16 protein-coding genes and 1 other annotated feature are annotated in these 16771 nt (G+C 39.3%); of the genes, 7 read left to right on the top strand and 9 right to left on the bottom strand.

Annotated features, from left to right (window positions below):
• Positions 1-12: 12 nt before the first annotated feature.
• From H5079_RS14875 to H5079_RS14865, 3 genes are all read right to left on the bottom strand, one after another.
• Positions 13-1440 (bottom strand): amidohydrolase family protein, encoded by a 1428-nt coding sequence (locus H5079_RS14875; protein WP_011328842.1) that lies wholly within the window; start codon positions 1438-1440, stop codon positions 13-15.
• Between the two features lie 146 nt (positions 1441-1586).
• On the bottom strand, positions 1587-3722 hold the full coding sequence (locus H5079_RS14870; protein ID WP_182684382.1) for a M3 family metallopeptidase: 2136 nt from the start codon (positions 3720-3722) through the stop codon (positions 1587-1589).
• Between the two features lie 218 nt (positions 3723-3940).
• A complete protein-coding gene (locus tag H5079_RS14865; protein ID WP_011328840.1) occupies positions 3941-4150 on the bottom strand; it encodes a hypothetical protein in 210 nt (69 codons plus the stop codon).
• A gap of 189 nt (positions 4151-4339) precedes the next feature.
• Here H5079_RS14865 and H5079_RS14860 point away from each other — a divergent pair, with 189 nt between their 5' ends.
• Entirely contained in the window at positions 4340-5200 is an 861-nt protein-coding gene (locus H5079_RS14860; protein WP_011328839.1) for a mechanosensitive ion channel family protein, read from the top strand.
• 59 nt (positions 5201-5259) lie between these two features.
• On the opposite strand, the gene H5079_RS14855 is transcribed toward H5079_RS14860, so the two are convergent.
• Positions 5260-5808 (bottom strand): HdeD family acid-resistance protein, encoded by a 549-nt coding sequence (locus H5079_RS14855; RefSeq protein ID WP_182684381.1) that lies wholly within the window; start codon positions 5806-5808, stop codon positions 5260-5262.
• Between the two features lie 392 nt (positions 5809-6200).
• On the opposite strand from H5079_RS14855, the gene H5079_RS14850 reads away from it, so the two are divergent.
• The 5 genes from H5079_RS14850 (at position 6201) to yegD (ending at position 11897) form a co-directional block, all read left to right on the top strand.
• Positions 6201-8438: a TonB-dependent receptor gene (locus tag H5079_RS14850; RefSeq protein ID WP_041454519.1), complete on the top strand. Its 2238-nt coding sequence runs from the start codon at positions 6201-6203 to the stop codon at positions 8436-8438.
• Positions 8402-8496 (top strand) — a sequence feature (Trp leader region). It overlaps the preceding gene by 37 nt.
• A gap of 63 nt (positions 8497-8559) precedes the next feature.
• Positions 8560-8859: a hypothetical protein gene (locus H5079_RS14845; protein ID WP_011328836.1), complete on the top strand. Its 300-nt coding sequence runs from the start codon at positions 8560-8562 to the stop codon at positions 8857-8859.
• A 59-nt stretch (positions 8860-8918) separates the two neighbouring features.
• Positions 8919-9575 carry an HAD family phosphatase gene (locus H5079_RS14840; RefSeq protein WP_182684380.1) on the top strand — a complete coding sequence of 219 codons (657 nt, stop codon included), beginning with the start codon at positions 8919-8921 and terminating at the stop codon, positions 9573-9575.
• Between the two features lie 32 nt (positions 9576-9607).
• A complete protein-coding gene (locus H5079_RS14835; protein ID WP_011328834.1) occupies positions 9608-10450 on the top strand; it encodes a DNA ligase in 843 nt (280 codons plus the stop codon).
• A gap of 82 nt (positions 10451-10532) precedes the next feature.
• Positions 10533-11897 (top strand): molecular chaperone, encoded by a 1365-nt coding sequence (gene yegD, locus H5079_RS14830; protein WP_011328833.1) that lies wholly within the window; start codon positions 10533-10535, stop codon positions 11895-11897.
• An 11-nt stretch (positions 11898-11908) separates the two neighbouring features.
• Here the strand turns inward: yegD and H5079_RS14825 are convergent, their stop codons facing one another.
• Genes H5079_RS14825 through H5079_RS14815 form a run of 3 tightly spaced genes read right to left on the bottom strand, consistent with a single transcriptional unit; the run spans position 11909 to position 14220 of the window.
• Positions 11909-12373, bottom strand: a complete 465-nt coding sequence (locus H5079_RS14825; protein WP_011328832.1) for a methylglyoxal synthase — start codon at positions 12371-12373, stop codon at positions 11909-11911.
• 18 nt (positions 12374-12391) lie between these two features.
• Entirely contained in the window at positions 12392-13024 is a 633-nt protein-coding gene (locus H5079_RS14820) for a LysE family translocator (RefSeq protein WP_011328831.1), read from the bottom strand.
• Positions 13025-13026: 2 nt separating this feature from the next.
• Positions 13027-14220: a multidrug effflux MFS transporter gene (locus tag H5079_RS14815; RefSeq protein WP_182684379.1), complete on the bottom strand. Its 1194-nt coding sequence runs from the start codon at positions 14218-14220 to the stop codon at positions 13027-13029.
• 380 nt (positions 14221-14600) lie between these two features.
• Here H5079_RS14815 and H5079_RS14810 point away from each other — a divergent pair, with 380 nt between their 5' ends.
• Positions 14601-15074 carry a hotdog fold domain-containing protein gene (locus H5079_RS14810; protein WP_089368608.1) on the top strand — a complete coding sequence of 158 codons (474 nt, stop codon included), beginning with the start codon at positions 14601-14603 and terminating at the stop codon, positions 15072-15074.
• Here the strand turns inward: H5079_RS14810 and H5079_RS14805 are convergent, their stop codons facing one another.
• Positions 15075-15557 carry a polymer-forming cytoskeletal protein gene (locus H5079_RS14805; protein WP_011328828.1) on the bottom strand — a complete coding sequence of 161 codons (483 nt, stop codon included), beginning with the start codon at positions 15555-15557 and terminating at the stop codon, positions 15075-15077. It abuts the gene before it with no gap.
• Entirely contained in the window at positions 15547-16710 is a 1164-nt protein-coding gene (locus H5079_RS14800; protein ID WP_182678374.1) for a M23 family metallopeptidase, read from the bottom strand. Before H5079_RS14800 ends, H5079_RS14805 begins: the two co-directional genes overlap by 11 nt.
• Positions 16711-16771 lie beyond the last annotated feature (61 nt).

Below are 16771 nucleotides of genomic sequence, written 5' to 3'. Positions count from 1 at the left end.
ACTAAAAAGTAACTATTGTGAACTTACAAATTGCTTTGCTTGTAGTTTTAAATGCTCTAGCGCTTTTTTATTGTAGTAGCGGTTATGGCTAATAACGCCTTGTAATGATTGCGTGTTACTAATATCAACTAACGGATTGCGCGCTAAAATAATAATATCTGCCACTTTACCTACCTCTAAACTGGTAAATTGCTGCGTTTTACCTAAAAATTTAGGCCCAGCTATTGTGGCACTTTGTAGTGTTTGTAACGGGGTAAGCCCGTAATCACTAAAAATAGCGAGTTCTTGATGCAACGACAATCCCGGATAAATATAAGAATTTAAAAAACCGGCGTCGGTACCTGCAATAATTGATACGCCAGCTTGCTGCACCCAAGGGAGTAATTTTGCCGTTTTTATAAAGCGCTCTTTGCGTTGTGTTATTTGCTCAGGGGTATCTTTATTTGCGCGATCAACTCGCCATTGGTAGGTGGCTTTTAATCCTTTGCCTAAATAATTTAGGTACTCGTCTTGCTGATGGTCGTTTTCATCAATGTAGGCCGTAATTTGGCCGCCAATTAAGGTAGGCACAACAGCGGTATTATTTTTTGCGAGTACGCGATATTTTTTCATTGCTGTGGCTTTGTCAACATGCTCAGTAATAATTGGCAGCGCACTGGAGTAGCTCAGTATACCTGATTTTACCTTAGCAGAAATTTCTTGTTCGTTATCGGCGGCGGCTTTTAACATGTAGGTCATATGCTCAATCGCATCAAGCCCTGCGTTTGACACATCGGTTACCGAAAGCGAAAAAGGAATATGCCCCGAAATTTGATAACCGCGCTTTTTAACTTCTTTTACTGCTTGTAAGTATAACTGTGGCGTTAAAGCGCTGTCGGTAATTTTAATAAAATCGACATTCATGGCCTCAAGTTTATCAATGGCGGCGTGCATTTCTGCGCTGGTTTCTACTTCTAAGTCGCCAGGCCAAATTGAGTCTTTACCTTCTAGCTTTGGCCCTGAGGTATAAATAGTAGGGCCTATTAATGTGCCTTGATTAATTTGCTCGCGCCATTGTAATACCGATTCACTTAAATCAGCGGCTGCATCGCGCACTGTGGTTATGCCATAGGCTAAATATAACGGCAGTAACTGTTTGTTTTCTGTTATTAGTTGCTCACCGCCGCCAAAGTGTACATGCATATCCCAAAGCCCAGGCATTACATATTGACCACTGGCATCAATTTGACTCGTAGCGCTGTAACGTAAATTTAGCTCATTGCCGCCGCGGGCTACAATAGTAGAGTTTTTGATAACAATGGATTGATTAGCCGTAATTTGCCCTGTCATCATATTAATTACATTGGCGTGGTTAATAATAATGTCGGCTTGTTGTTTTTGAGTCACTTGGTTACAAGCAGCTAAAATAAGCGTGATGGGGAGTATTAATATGAGTTTCATAGCGGCACCTGAATTTTTATTCAGATTAACATAGTTGTTTAAAGTGGTATTTTCTTTGAGTTAAAAGGTTATAAAAGTGGGTTAAGTTAATGGCAATAAAAAAGCCCGCAAGCGGGCTTTTTAAAAGGTGTAAATTAGTTAACTAATTAGTCTACTAAACCACGGCGCTTAAGAAGTGCGTCGGTAGTTGGTTTTTGACCTCTAAATTCAATGTAGCTTTGCATTAAGTCGCGGCTATTGCCTTTAGATAGGATTTCTTTACGGAACTTATCGCCATTTTTGCGTGTTAAGCCACCGTTTTTTTCCATATGGGCAAAGGCGTCGGCTGCAAATACTTCAGTCCAAAGGTACGCGTAGTAACCTGCAGAGTAACCACCGGCAAAAGTGTGGCTAAAGTAGTTTGATTTATAACGCGGTGGTACAGGGTAGTAAGCAATACCATGTTTTTCTAGCGCGCTTTGCTCAAACTCTTCTACATCAGCTATTTTTTTATCAGAACCAAATGAATGCCATTCCATATCAAGCAATGCCGCAGCTAAGTACTCAGTAGTACCAAAGCCTTGGTTGAATTTTTGTGATTCTAACATTTTGTTAAGCAAGTCTTGTGGAATTGGCTCACCAGTTTTGTAGTGCTTAGCGTAGTTAGCTAATACAGTCGGTTCAATCATCCAGTCTTCATTTGCTTGAGAAGGAAACTCAACAAAGTCACGCGCTGTTGCTGTGCCCGCTAGGCTTGGGTACTTAACATCTGAGAATAAACCATGCGCCGCATGACCAAACTCATGGAACAAAGTAGATACTTCATCAAACGTTAATAATGTAGGCTGACCTGCTGCTGGTTTTGGAATGTTTTGCGCGTTGTAGATAACAGGTTTAGTGTTTTTTAAACCACTTTGTCCTACGTATGCACTCATCCAAGCACCGCCACGCTTACCTTCACGTGCGTATGGGTCCATGTAAAATAAACCAATTGCACTGCCATCAGCATTAAATACTTCAAAGGTAGTTACATCTTCGTGGTAAACCGGCAGATCTTTACGTTCTTTAAAGGTAATACCGTATAGTTTTTCCATAGCGAAGAATAAACCATTATGAATTACCGATTGTAATTCAAAGTAAGGTTTAACTAGGGCTGGGTCTAGGTTGTACTTTTCAGCACGTACTTTTTCAGCGTAAAAAGCCCAATCCCACGGTTTAAGTTCAAAACTTTCGCCAGAATCGTTAATTACTTTTTGAATTGCTGCAGCTTCAATTTTTGCTTTTTCAACTGCTTTAGGTGCAAGGTCATCTAAAATGCCGTAAACATTTTCAGTGGTTTGCGCCATACGCGAAGTCATTACATAAGAAGCCCAATCTTTATAGCCTAAAAGCTCTGCTTTTTGAGCGCGTAGGTTGGTTTCTTTAATAATAATAGGGCCGTTAGTTTTAGCCGCACGCTTAGTTGAAGCTGTAAACACTTGCTCGCGTAAGTCGCGGTTTTCTAGGCTACTTAAAATTGGCTGCTGCGTGGTGTTTACTAAAGTGATCATGTAACCGGTTTTGCCTGCTTTTTTAGCTGCATCGGCTAGACTTGCAATTTCGCCTTCAGAAAGACCGGCTAATTTACTTCTATCGGTAACAACAATTACGTCTTCTTTAAACGATTTTAAAACGTTTTGTGAAAATGCCGTTGAAAGCTTAGCAAGCTCAGAGTTAATTTCACGCATTTTTGCTTTTTCAGCGTCGTTTAATTTGGCACCCGCTTTAACAAACTGTTTGTAGTAAAAATCAACAAGACGCTGATCTTCTGCATTTAGTTTGCTTTTATTGTCGTAAATAGTTTGTACGCGTTTAAATAATGCGCCATTTAAGTAAATGTCGTCTGAGTGCGCTGAAAGTACAGGCGCCATTTTCTCATCGATACGTTGATATTCACTGTCAGAAATTAATCCTGATAAGTTATAAAACGCAGTAGATACGCGATTTAATAACTCACCCGAAAGCTCCATTTCAACTAACGTATTTTTAAATGTAGCTGGGGCAGGGTTGTTAGCAATTGCTAATACTTGTGCTTTATGCTGAGCAATACCGGCATCGAAAGCAGCTTCGTAATCTTTAGTAGAGAACTTATTAAATTCTGGTGCCATATATTGTAATGGGCTTGATTTGAACAATACATTGTTTGCGTTAATGTTTTGCACTTGTGTAGCGCTCTCTTTTGCCATGTTGTTTGAATCGTTTGATGTACAGGCAGATAATACTAAAACACTAGCAATAGTAGTGGCGATCAATGTTTTACGCATAGTAACTCCATAAAAATATTAGCCGAAATAGGCTGTGCGAGTCGAAAAACACAGTTAACTTATCAAATTTAGAGTTATATACAATCATGTTTATCGGTATTAAGCGGGATTTAAACGCAAATTAGCGAATAATAGAGGAAAAGGTGGGTAAAAGTAGCTCTAAATATAAACGTTTGAGCTACTTAGTTAAGTAAATAAGCAAAAAAAGTATCCAAATTTTAATTGTAACCTAGTACAAACTTTTTATCAGAGCTAAAGTTTACCGGTTGCTGCTGGCCAAATTCTTGATTAATAGTTGCCAGTGCTTGTTCTTGTTGAGCGAGTAAAGATAAAATTTTATTACGGTATTCGAGGCTAGTTTCAAATAAATTAAGGTCAACCTGCGGCTGCAAGGTTGCTAGTTTTTGAGCTAAAGTTAGTTGCGTCATAATGTTATCTCCAGTGCAAGTACACTATTTATATAGCACTAAGCACCATAAAAGGTTAGTTGATTGTATAAATTGATTTTATTCCCCTAATATTATGACGTGCTAAACTTAGCGAACCCTGAACCAGTTTTACTTTTATTTTAGACACACGTTTATAGAGCGGTATCTTCTTACTTATTTGGATAATAAATGACACTAGAACAATTAAATCAAATGCTTGCTTTTGTACTTTTTAGTTACAACGATGTGCAAATTACAGTGGTAAAAGTAATTCAGATCCCATTGATATTATTTACTATGTGGTTTGTGGTTACTCGTATTGGTAAGTTAATAAAAAAATCATTACTTAAACGTAAAATGAACCCTGATGCGGTGCTATTGTTTACGCGAATTTATTTTATTTTAAGTATCGCAATTTTAATTTTCACTTCTTTAGAGGTGTTAAATATACCGCTTACCGCTTTTGCTTTTGTATCGGGTGCTATTGCGATAGGTGTTGGTTTTGGTGCGCAAAATATCATTAATAACTTTATTAGTGGCTGGATATTAATGTGGGAGCGACCAATTCGTATTGGTGATTTTTTAGAGGTGGGTAATGCCAAGGGCGTAGTTGAAACGATAAACACTCGCTCAACCCGTATTCGCCGTAACGATGGCGTACATATGCTTGTACCAAACAGCCAATTATTAGAAAATACAGTAACTAACTGGACGCTAATTGATCGTAATGCACGTACCTCGGTTAATGTGGGTGTAATGTATGGCTCAGATGTTGAATTGGTTGAAAAACTGATGCAACAAGTGCTTGCAGATCATCCGGCAATATTACCCACCTTACCAAAAGCGGTGTTGTTAGATGACTTTGCTGAAAGCGCGATGATGTTTAGTGCTTATTTTTGGGTGTATGCAGAGTCTGAAACGATGTTGCGCCAAGTTCGCAGCGATATTCGTTTTAGTCTTTATAAGCAGTTTAAGTTAAATAATATTAAAATTGCCTTGCCACAACGTATTATTCATATTGATGATAAAAAATTCAATACGCCACTGTAATTAGCACCCATTAAATATAAAGAAAAGTGGCTTAGCATTTTGGTGCTAAGCCAACTGAATTAGCGGCTTTGATTTAATTTTTTTAATTTAAGCGCTAAACCAACTATAAGCGCGCCAAATACTATAGCGTATGCAGCAACTAACCAAAGCAAGGTTAAAATGCCTGCACCTGGGTTAAATACTAAGTACAGTCCAAATATTATAGAAATAAAACCACTAATAATTAAAATCCATTCGTTACTAATTTCATTACGTAACTTTTGGGCTAAAAATATTTCTACTACACCAATTGCAATCGCCCACGCAGCAACATAATAAAGTAACAATAAGGCGGTAAGGTTTGGTGCAAGTAAAGTGACAAAAGCGGCAATAATACTCAGTAAGCCACCAATTAATAATAGCATCCAAAAGGGATTTGATTTTTTTGATGTTATGGCAACCCAAACTCTTAATATGCCATCAAATAAAAAGTAGCCAGCAAAAACTAATAACATAACTTGCAACGACGCCTCAGGTGCAAACCAGGTTATTAAACCAAACAGCATGGCTATAACACCACGAAGTAAAAGTAACGACCAGTTTTTGGTGAGTGTATTCGTAAGATTCATTTTAATCCTTAAGTAAATAGTATGAGCGCCCAAATAAGGTAGCTATTGTTATTAGCAGGGTCAAACAAGTTTAACACCAAGTCTATATAGCATAATTTTAATTTCAAACAGGTCAAATGTCCGCTATTTTTGTTTTTTAAAGGGTTTATTTTTAATTATTTTAAGAGATGTATTTTTTTGCACAAATTGTTTTTTTTATGTTTCTTTTATGCAGTAAAAGAGCGTCAGGGTGTTATAATATTAACCACTCATTCAGCCTCTTTAATTCGTTTTGCACTCTCGAGAAAGAGGTCCGCGTAGCGTATCGCGAAAAATTGCCTGAGTCCGCTATTGTAAGTGGCGCAACACATCAACCGTTGAACAAGAGTGCACTAAAAAGGTTAATCCCCGACATGAAAGCAATGAAAAGATCTACGTTAGCAACCCTAGTAAATGCAGCGTTACTCTCTGCCGTAGCAGGCACTTCATTTTCTACTATTGCTGCTGAGCAAGCGCCAGCGGTAAAGAAAAATCAATTAGAAGTTATTCAAGTTACTGCTCGTAAACGTGTAGAAAATGCACAAGAAGTACCAGTAGCTGTTTCTGCACTGCAAGGCGATAGCTTGGATGCTTACAGCTCTGCTGGTATGGATATTCGTTTTATGAATGCGAAAATCCCAAGTTTATCAATTGAGTCTTCATTTGGTCGTTCATTCCCACGCTTTTATGTACGTGGTTTAGGTAATACAGATTTCGATTTAAACGCATCACAACCGGTATCATTGGTTGTAGATGAAGTAGTACAAGAAAACGCTATTTTAAAAGGCTTTCCAGTATTTGACGTTTCACGTGTAGAAGTACTACGTGGACCACAAGGTACTTTGTTTGGTCGTAACACGCCTGCGGGCCTTGTTAAATTTGATTCAGTAAAACCAAGCCAAGAATTTGAAGGTTACGGCTCGGTATCTTACGGTAGCCGCGGCGCTGTAGATTTTGAAGGTGCTGTGGGCGGTGGTTTAACTGACCGTTTATCAACGCGTGTATCAGTGCTTTGGCAAGATAAAGACGATTACATTGATAGTCGTGCTCCAGGGTTTGAACAAAAAGACGCGCTAGGCGGCTACACAGATAAAGCAGCCCGTATTCAGTTTTTATACGAAGGCGATGACTTCACTGGTTTATTTAACTACCACGTGCGTGATATGGACGGTAAACCAATTGCCTTCTTTGGTAATTCTATCAAGCCAGGTACTAACGATTTAGTTGATGGCTTTGAAAATGACGTGGTTTACCACGATGCGGCATCACGTGCGACGCAGCAAGTTGAGTCAGAAGGTGCGAGCTTAAAGCTTGAGTGGGATTTTAATAATCACACATTAACCTCTATTTCGGCGTGGGAAAGTGCAGAAATATATTCTCGTGCAGACATTGACGGCGCTTATGAGACAGGTTTTAGCTCAGCAGAAAGTGCTGATGGTATTCCAGATCATGATCAGTATACCCAAGAGTTACGCTTATCAAGCAACTTTGCTGGCGATATAAACTACCAAGTAGGTGTGTTTTACTTTGATGAAGCGCTGACAATTGAAAATTTCAGCTATGATACGTTTTCATCACCTGCAGGTAATGAAACCGGTTATGTAATACAGCAACAAGATACAAAAGCATGGGCGGTATTTGGCTCAGTTGATTACACGATTAGCGATGATTTAAAAGTAACTGCAGGTCTGCGTTATTCAGACGATGAAAAAGAATTTTCTGCAAACCGTACTCAAAGCCCAATTGGTGCTGGTCCGCTATCTAGTGGACTCATCAATGTAAGTGATGACCATATTAGCTGGGATATTTCAACAAGCTATAAAGTAAATGATGACGTAAACTGGTACACACGTATTGCTAATAGCTTCCGTGCACCTAGCTTACAAGGGCGTATTTTATATGGTAATGATGTAACTACCGCAGAAACAGAAACGGTAACCTCATATGAAACAGGTATTAAGTCAGACGTACTAGACGGTCAAGGCCGTGTTAACGCCACTGTTTTTTACTACACAATGAATGACCAACAGTTAACAGCTGTAGGTGGTGGTGCTAACTTTAACCGTTTGTTAAATGTTGATAAAACCACAGGTTATGGTTTTGAGCTAGATTCTGAGTGGGTGTTAAGTGATGAGCTAAATGCTACATTCAACTTAAGTTATAACAAAACTGAGCTTAAAGATGACACGCTTAGCATAGCAGCTCCAAGCCGCCCAACGTTGACAATTACTAACCCAGTAGTAAATGGTAAAGTATTACTCGATGGTAACAGCTTACCGCATGCTCCAGAGTGGATTTCTAACTTCACATTACGTTATACCAAAGAGCTAGCTGATGGTGAATTCTTTGCTTATGGCGATGTTTCTTATCGTAGCAAAATTAACTTTTTCTTATATGAATCAGTTGAGTTTGAAGGTAAGCCGCTTGTTGAAACTGGCTTACGTGCCGGTTACGCATGGGCAGATGGCGACTATGAATACCAAGTGTCAGCATTTGTGCGTAACTTATTTGACGAGCAACAATCTATTGGTGGCGTAGACTTCAACAATAATACTGTAATGGTTAATGAAGAGCGTTACGTTGGTGTAGAGTTTAAAGTTAACTTCTTTTAAGCTTAAACACTAATAGTAAAAATACTACAGAGCCCGCTTTTATAGCGGGCTTTTTCGTTTATATTCATTAATATTACTGCTAAAGTAGCGTTAATTGATTTGCAAAATAAAGAGATGAAAAATGGCTGGATTTTGGAACTACCGAGTGATTTTTTGTGAAGCCACAAAAGATGAAGCAGCGCAGTATCAAATACATGAAGTAGAATATAACCTTAATGGTAAAGTAACTAATTGGTCTGAAACCGGAGCAGCTCCTTTTGGTACATCGCTTGATGAATTAAAAGCTGATTCTGAGCGATTAAAAACAGCGTTTGAAAAACCTGTTTTAAAAGTGGCGCGTAAAGCGCGTGGTTATGAGTTGGTTGATGTTGAAACAGGTGAAGAGGCCACTGGTGAGCCACCGGCGGGTTTAACGGAGTAATTTATAAACATATTAAAGGCGCTTAGGCGTCTTTTTTAGCGCTGTGATAAGGAATAAAAATGACTTTAAAAGCAGTATTATTTGATATGGATGGCACGTTAGTCGACTCTGAAAGCATGCACTTTGCATGTTGGAGCCAGGTACTTGCGCCATTTAATGTAAACTACGAAGAGGGTGAGTTTTGTCAGCGTTTTTCGGGGCGGCCAACGCTCGAAGCTGCAAGTGAAATAAAGCAACAGCATAACTTATCGGTTAGCAGTGACTATTTAGCCGATGAAAAATACCGTTTATTTGCACAATATGTAAAAACCAATTTACCAGCACTAATGCCTTTTGCAGAACAAGCATTAATAGCGGTTAAAAGCAGCGGCTTAAAAATGGCGTTAGTAACAGGCAGCGCTCGCCACGAAGCAGAACCAATATTAAACGGGCTTGGCTTTTATGATCTATTTGACGCAGTAGTCACTAAAGATGATGTTATTAATCCAAAGCCAGCCGGAGATCCTTACTTATTAGCACTCAAGCAGATAAATGTAGCTGCTAAAGATGCCATTGCAGTAGAAGATACCTTTACCGGAGTAACTGCAGCAAACAACGCCGCTGTAAGTGTTGTGGCGATTGCTAATAGCCATACGCAAAACCATGACTTTAGCCAAGCCAGTTACCGTATGGATGATCTGCAAGAGTTTTGGCAATGGCTGCAATCTCAACTATAGTTTAAGCCACATTACCTTGCTTGGACGCGCTGATGTTTTATATAAAATTAATTACTTTAATCACAGCAGTACTTTTTAGCTCTATTGTGAATGCAACATTGCCCAAGGTGCTGCTTGCTAAAGTGTATGATGAAACTAAGCACAGCGATGTAAGTAACTATTTAGTTAGTGAAAAGTTTGATGGTGTAAGGGCTATTTGGACAGGCAAACAGTTTGTTACCCGACAAGGTAATGTAATAAACGCGCCTGAATGGTTTACAGCACCCTTACCTAAAGTATGGCTTGATGGTGAACTGTGGACTAAACATCAGCACTTTGCGGTGCTCAGTGGCATTGTGCGCACTAAAACTCCCAATAATCATGATTGGCAAAGTATTACGTATCAAGTATTTGATATGCCTGATGCAAACGTGCCTTTTAGCCAGCGCTACAGCAATTACAGCCACCTTGTTGCTGGTTTAAATTCACCTCATATAAAGGCTATAAAGCAGCATCAGTTTACTAATAACCAATTATTAACTAACTATTTTAAAAATATAACAGCGCAAGGTGGCGAAGGCGTTATGCTGCATTTAGCAAGCGCAAAACATGCCGATGGGCGCAGCGATGCGCTATTAAAATTAAAGCCCTACTTAGATGCTGAAGCAATAGTGATTGCATACCTACCGGGTAAAGGTAAATACCAAGGCATGTTAGGAGCGTTAAGAGTAAAAACAGCGCAAGGGCAACTGTTTTCAATTGGCACCGGATTTAGCGATGCCGAGCGCGAAAGCCCGCCAGCATTGGGTAGCACCATTACTTATCGATTCCATGGTTTAACAAAAAATGGCTTACCTCGTTTTGCTAGTTTTTTACGCGTGAGAGAGTCACTCTAACAGTTATTCAGCCCTATATGAGTATATATTTATTGCTAGGTATGCTAAATTGCGCGGCCTTTTTAGTGATGTATGGTGATATATGTTTGTTGGTTTTGATTATGGTAGTTCTAATTGTGCTATGGGTGTAATGAACGAGGGTAACGTTCAATTAGTGCCGTTAGAGCAAGGAAAACATTACCTACCTTCAACACTTTATACCCACCATAGTGCGTTGGTAGTTGACTATGTTGCCAAGCATTTACAAGGTAGCAGCGATGAGCTTGCGTTTAAAACCCAGCGCCAAGCATTGCTAAATTCATTACCACGAATTAAATCTGACTTAGATTTACACCCCACAGACGAAACCTTATTTGTTGGTCGCGAAGCAATTAGCGAGTATGTGCAATTTCCTGAAGAGGGTTATTTTGTTAAATCACCAAAATCATTTTTTGGCGCTACAGGTTTAAAACAAGGACAAATTAACTTTTTTGAAGACATTGCCACCGCAATGATTTTAAAAATAAAACAACGTGCTGAGCAATCACTAAGCAAAACGTTAACCCAAACCGTTATTGGTCGTCCGGTTAACTTTCAGGCGGTAGGCGGTGAGGAGTCAAATCAGCAAGCAATTGGTATTTTAGAGCGCGCTGCAAAACGTGCCGGCTTTAAAGATGTAGCATTTTTATACGAGCCACTGGCGGCCGGTATTGATTACGAGAGCAACTTAACACAAAACCAAAAAGTACTGGTTATTGATATTGGTGGCGGTACCAGCGATTGCTCGTTTGTGCAAATGGGGCCAAGCTTTCGGGATAAAAGTGACCGTGACGCTGACTTTTTAGCTCACAGCGGTAAGCGTATTGGTGGAAACGATTTAGACATAGCTTTAAGTTACTATGGCTTGATGCCGCTTTTAGGCTTAGGCAGTACGTTTAAATCAGGGCTACCTTTGCCTAATCAAGCTTTTTGGCAAGCCTGTAAAATTAACGATGTAAACTTACAAAGCCAATTTTATAGTGCTAACCATCATAGAGAACTTAGCGCACAATTGCGTGATGTGAGCGCGCCAGAGCTATTTAAACGATTAATACATTTGCAGCAAAATAGGCAAGGGCATCAATTAGTACAACAAGCTGAGGCTGCTAAAATAGCATTAACTTCAGCCACTAATTATAACTGCGATCTTAGCTTTTTAGATGCGTCATTAAGTAAAGATGTTTCAGTCAGTGATTTAGCATTAGCGGTAGATGACAGCATTAGCCAAATAGTCACTTTAGCGAAGCAAGCTATAAATGATGCAGATACTACGCCCGATGTTATTTATTTAACCGGAGGTAGTGCACAGTCGCCCCTTATTAAAGCAGCGCTTAGCCAACATTTAGGTGATATTAAAATGGTTAATGGCGATCACTTTGGTAGTGTAACCGCCGGTTTAACTAAATGGGCTAGCATGCTTTACAGCTAAGCCATTAAATATTAAATATCTATTTGTCGGGTTGCTAAATACTTTTCGTAATCTGGCAAGGTGCGCTCAAGCTCAACATTCATTAATGGCGAGCTTAGGAGCATGTCAGCACTTACTTCATTACAGGCTACTGGTATGTTCCACACTGCCGCTAAGCGTAGTAGTGCTTTTACATCTGGGTCGTGGGGTTGCGATGCCAGCGGGTCCCAAAAAAACACCAGCATATGTATTTCATGCTCAGCAATTTTAGCCCCTAATTGCTGATCGCCACCCATTGGGCCGCTAAGCAATTGAATTACATCTAGCCCTGTGGTTTTATTGATTAAATGCCCTGTGGTGCCAGTGGCATATAATGTATGCTCGCTCAGTGCGTTTAGGTGTTTTATACACCATAATTTTAAAGCCGCTTTTTTACCATCGTGCGCTACTAGTGCAATATTTTTTTTAGCCGGTAGCGATTGTATTTTTTGGTCCATAAAAAATTCTTTTTATTGTTAAAGTAATAAGTTAATAGCAAGGGCAATGAAAACAATGCCGGTGATCCTATCTATCCAAGTTTGGCTATTTGGGTTATCTCTAAAAAAGCGCGCAATTTTATCGCCAAAATAAATATAAGCGCAATCAATCGGAAAAGCAAAAAGCGGATACAGCAAACCAAAAAAGGCGAGCTGAAAAGTAGCCGAAGAAAGTGCTGGATCAACAAATTGTGGAATAAACGCGATAAAAAATAATGCCACTTTAGGGTTAAGTACTTCGGTCATCATAGCTTGAAACATTACATTTTTACTTTTCTTCGTAGTTATATGTGGTTTGTCTGATTGCTCAATAGGCTCTTTTATAAAAGTGCTTTTAAGCATCATTATCCCTAAGTAGCACAAATAAGCAGCGCCTGCATATTGCACTGCACTATAAGCTACCTCAGAGGCTTTAAGTATGGCGGTTAAGCCAACAACAGCAAAAAATGTATGTACTACTCCACCGAGAGCAAAACCAAACGCACTTTGCATTCCTGCCGTACGGCCATTAGCAAAGGTTTGTGCCATTAAAAAGGCATTAGAAGGCCCAGGGGCCACCGCAATTAAAAAGCTAGCCAGTAAAAAAGAAACTAAAAAATCAGGGTTTATCATGATCAGCCTTGAGTTGGGTGTAAAGTATGTCCTTTTTTACTTATTAAAATAAGCCAAAGAGGAAGTAACAATAGTAAATGAAAGGCTATTAGCCATGGTGTAGTTAACCCTAAAAACTGTGTTGCAAACACTAATATACTCGCACCACTCATTTGCATTGCGCCAAGTAGCGCTGAAGCGGTTCCGGCTTGTTTTGCAAAGCGAGAAAGTGCCATACCAGCTGCTGAGCCTAAACTTAAAGCAAAACCAAGTGCAGCAATAAGCATAGGTAACATAAGTGCCAGCGCGGTTTGTATGGTGCTAAGCGCAAGCATTAATAACCCCGAAAAAATCAATAAACCAACCCCAAGACGCAAAGCACGCTGGCTATTATTTTTAATATACATAGGCGCTATAAAACTCGCCACAATGCTACATACCGCATTGAGTGTAAACCAAAAAGTAAAGTCAGCAACCGTACCGCCTAAGTGAGTAATTAACCAACCCGGCGCAAGTGTTACGTACACCAGTATTGCCGACATTGCGACCATACAAAGTAAGCTATTAAATAAAAATATAGGAGTGCTAATAATGGGCATAAAACGGCGTAAATCTAAAATATGGCCTTGATAGTAGCTGTCTGCTGGGCGTGTTTCTTTAAAAAATAATAAGGTTATAACTAAGCCAAAAATGGCAAAAAAAGTTAAAAATAAAAAATTCATCCGCCAGCCAAACTGCACGGTTAACCATGCCCCTAAAATGGGCGCTAATGCTGGAATAAAACAAATAATACCATTTAAATAAGTGATCATTTGCCCACTTCGCTGTGCACCGTATTTATCACGTACTATGGCAAAAGCAACCACAAAAGTGGCACATGCTCCTAATCCTTGCAAAGCACGCGCGAGCAGCAATATATTAAATGAAGGAGCATAATAGGCTAACAAGGCAGAGCCCGCATACAGGCTAATACCAATGACAGCGACCGGTTTACGACCAAACTTATCGGCAAGGGGGCCTGCAATTAATTGCCCTAAGCCTACAGTGAGCATAAAAATAGCAACACTTTGTTGTACTTGCTGCTCTGAAACAGCAAATTGCTCAGCAATAGTTGGAAATGCAGGTAGGTAAATATCAATAGCCATAGGGCAAAAAATAACGAGTAACGCTAATATAAGTAATAAAGTTAAGTTTGGTTTAGCGGGCTGTGTTTGCATTAGTTCTCCTTTTGTCGCGTATTTTAGGGGGGGACTAATAAAAAAGAAAGGGCTTATGACCCTTAGTATCGTCGACATTGATATTTTTTAATTTAAATAACATGAACTCTGGGTAATAAATCTATCTCAAGCAGATATTTTCAGCGCTAACTGCACTGAATTTACTTGCAATAGATCAGCAGTTGACGCGTAAATTCGCCTTATTGTCACTGAAAATCACTGGTTAGAAAAAATAAATTTAAATATAACTATGATTCAATACGTTAGTAAATCTCTTCACCAAAGTTAAGGTTAAATAGCTAAAAGGGACTTTTAAAGACACTACCTCAAACTGGTCTGATGTGTTACTTTTACAAAAGAATGAACGATGGAAAATAATAATGAGCAATAAATCTTCAGTTTTAACAGCATGGCGCATTGTTAAAAAGCTACCCTTTGGGCACTGGCTATTTACTAAAATAGTCTGTTTTAAAGCGCCATACTTTGGCTCGATGAAGCCTTACATACTTAATTTAAAAGCAGGACATTGTAGTGCGCGGGTTAAAAACCGGCGTAGGGTTCATAATCACATAGGTACAATACATGCAATAGCGCAGTGTAATTTGGCCGAGTTATGTGCTGGAGTGATGGTGGATGCCACGGTACCGGTTAAAACTCACCGTTGGATCCCAAAAGGTATGACGGTACAGTATTTAGCTAAAGTAGATACCGATGTAACCGCTATTGCAGAGATTGATTTACCGCACCAGTGGCTAGATAAAGAAGACTTAGTGGTGCCAGTGAAATTATATAATACCCGCAATGAACTAGTATTCACTGCAGATATTACTATGTACATTACAGCTAAAAAGTAACTAGCTTTTATTAGAGGCTTGTTTATTTACGAATGACAAGCCGATATCGTCCTCGTTAATTAATGGTTTTACATCGCTCACCGGCTTTGACTCATCATTAATGAGTGTTAAGTTTTCTTTTTCAAAGCGCTGTTTTAAATTACCTTCAATAATTGCACCAGCTTCTATACTAAGCGTATCGTGAAAAATATCACCATGCACATGAGCGTTATTTTTAATGTTAACTTCACTGGCATTTAATGAACCAATTATTTTGCCCTTAACAATCACGCTTGTCGCTTCAACAATACCCTCAACTACACCTGTAGTGCCAATTACTAAATGAGTAGCTTTAATGTCGCCATCAATGCGGCCATCAAGTTGCACTTCACCTTGGCTTATTATTGACCCGGTAAGGCGCATATCTTCTGAAATAATAGAAGGAGCGTGATTAACGCGTTTTAATGAAGCGTTATTTGTTACTTGCTTTTTTTTACCAAACACGAGAGAGCGCCTTTGTTATTTTAAGAGGATTGACATGCTTGCCATCAATAAGGACTTCATAATGTAAGTGAGTGCTGGTACTTCTGCCGGTGCTGCCCATTAAGCCTATTACATCGTGCTTAGTGACTGCTTGGCCTTTTTTTACTTTAACTTTATTTAAATGACCAAAGCGAGTGACTAAGCCATTTTTATGTTCAAGTTCTATAAAGTTACCATAACCGCCATTGCGCCCAGCGCGCAGTACAGTACCGTCGGCAGGAGCAAATATTTCAGTTTTATGCCAGCCGGCTAAATCAACGCCCTTATGAAAGGCGCGGCGACTGTTCATTGGATCTTTTCGCAATCCAAAGTTGCTAGAAATATAATACTTTGCAGCTGGCAGCGGTAAGGTATTAGGCAGTTCATTTAAAAAGTTTTCTAAATTATTTAGTAGTAATAATTTATCGGCAATAGCTAAAAATGTGCCAGGAATTTTTGCTTCATCGAATACATCTAACGGACCACCTTGAGCGGTTGTTTGCTCGCTTAATGCTAAATGTTGCGCTAATGCAGACTCTAGCCCTGCACCTTTAAGCATGGCTAAAATGGCGTTATGACGTTGGGTAATTTGACTTTCAAGCGATAAAAAATTTTGCTCGTAGTATTGATTTAGCTGTGCATAGCGAGCAGCGAATGTACTAGGGAGCGTATTTTGCACCTGTTTACTTTGAGCGCTGTCATCGACTAAAGGTTCATGAAACTCGCTTTGCTCTTCTTCAATAGGAGATTCAAGTTCGTCACCCAGCTTTATAACATCTTTACTAAGAGAAGCAGGAAGAGATTCGATCATGCTTTGGAGTAAAGCTTGTTTTTGTTCAAGCTCAGCTAATTGTGCTATTTGTTCGTCATGGCGTGTTTTTTGCTCGCTGACTTGCTGTTGCCATTGTTTTTGCTCATCGAGTTGAGTTTGCTCAATATCTGATATTTTTGTAGTTTGTGAGTAAACCCGAAAGCTCGAAATACTTACCCAACTAAGAGTAACTAATACAAGTAATACGATAAAAACTTGCAGCCAAGGCGCCAAAACTACATGCTTAACTTCACCATTTTGGCGAATAAGTAGTTGACGAGAGGGAAAAAACTGTTCAAAAAAAGACTTTATAAATATAGGCATGACACATAAATACTGGCTATTAACCAAGCTAAGATAGCAATTTGAGTTTAAAAAGCTAGAA

Origin of the sequence: Pseudoalteromonas sp. SG44-5, assembly GCF_014164175.1 — a bacterium.
Lineage (GTDB): Bacteria > Pseudomonadota > Gammaproteobacteria > Enterobacterales > Alteromonadaceae > Pseudoalteromonas > Pseudoalteromonas nigrifaciens.
Note: the sequence above shows the minus strand (reverse complement) of the source record. Positions and strands in the feature narration are given on the sequence as shown.

Bases quoted from the DNA above. Each gene is read 5' to 3' on its own strand.
- H5079_RS14875 (WP_011328842.1), bottom strand. From the start codon at position 1,440: ATGAAACTCATATTAATACTCCCCATCACGCTTATTTTAGCTGCTTGT.
- H5079_RS14870 (WP_182684382.1), bottom strand. From the start codon at position 3,722: ATGCGTAAAACATTGATCGCCACTACTATTGCTAGTGTTTTAGTATTA.
- H5079_RS14865 (WP_011328840.1), bottom strand. From the start codon at position 4,150: ATGACGCAACTAACTTTAGCTCAAAAACTAGCAACCTTGCAGCCGCAG.
- H5079_RS14860 (WP_011328839.1), top strand. From the start codon at position 4,340: ATGACACTAGAACAATTAAATCAAATGCTTGCTTTTGTACTTTTTAGT.
- H5079_RS14855 (WP_182684381.1), bottom strand. From the start codon at position 5,808: ATGAATCTTACGAATACACTCACCAAAAACTGGTCGTTACTTTTACTT.
- H5079_RS14850 (WP_041454519.1), top strand. From the start codon at position 6,201: ATGAAAGCAATGAAAAGATCTACGTTAGCAACCCTAGTAAATGCAGCG.
- H5079_RS14845 (WP_011328836.1), top strand. From the start codon at position 8,560: ATGGCTGGATTTTGGAACTACCGAGTGATTTTTTGTGAAGCCACAAAA.
- H5079_RS14840 (WP_182684380.1), top strand. From the start codon at position 8,919: ATGACTTTAAAAGCAGTATTATTTGATATGGATGGCACGTTAGTCGAC.
- H5079_RS14835 (WP_011328834.1), top strand. From the start codon at position 9,608: ATGTTTTATATAAAATTAATTACTTTAATCACAGCAGTACTTTTTAGC.
- yegD (WP_011328833.1), top strand. From the start codon at position 10,533: ATGTTTGTTGGTTTTGATTATGGTAGTTCTAATTGTGCTATGGGTGTA.
- H5079_RS14825 (WP_011328832.1), bottom strand. From the start codon at position 12,373: ATGGACCAAAAAATACAATCGCTACCGGCTAAAAAAAATATTGCACTA.
- H5079_RS14820 (WP_011328831.1), bottom strand. From the start codon at position 13,024: ATGATAAACCCTGATTTTTTAGTTTCTTTTTTACTGGCTAGCTTTTTA.
- H5079_RS14815 (WP_182684379.1), bottom strand. From the start codon at position 14,220: ATGCAAACACAGCCCGCTAAACCAAACTTAACTTTATTACTTATATTA.
- H5079_RS14810 (WP_089368608.1), top strand. From the start codon at position 14,601: ATGAGCAATAAATCTTCAGTTTTAACAGCATGGCGCATTGTTAAAAAG.
- H5079_RS14800 (WP_182678374.1), bottom strand. From the start codon at position 16,710: ATGCCTATATTTATAAAGTCTTTTTTTGAACAGTTTTTTCCCTCTCGT.